At 42.9% G+C, this 205-nt stretch carries 1 protein-coding gene; it reads left to right on the plus strand.

Going from position 1 to position 205, the window contains the following annotated elements; genetic code table 11:
* Positions 1-205: hypothetical protein (locus HMPREF2603_RS13395; protein WP_186822229.1), on the plus strand; the 205-nt coding region annotated here is incomplete at both ends.

The following is a 205-nucleotide window of genomic DNA, read 5'->3' on the forward strand; positions in this document are numbered from 1 at the left end:
TTAGATCCAGCAGACAAAGAAGATAAAGCAGTCCAAGATGCATTAGAAAAAGCGAAAGCAGTACAAGCAGATGCTAATGCGACACAAGCAGAAGTAGACGCAGCGAAAGATGAATTGAACAAAGCAATCGAAGCGAAAACTACTCAAGACAAAGCAGACGCAGTCAATGCGGCACTTGAAGCGTTGAAAGCAGAGCTTGAAAAAG

The sequence above is a fragment of the Staphylococcus sp. HMSC055C03 genome, assembly GCF_001809385.1.
GTDB classification, from domain to species: domain Bacteria; phylum Bacillota; class Bacilli; order Staphylococcales; family Staphylococcaceae; genus Staphylococcus; species Staphylococcus simulans.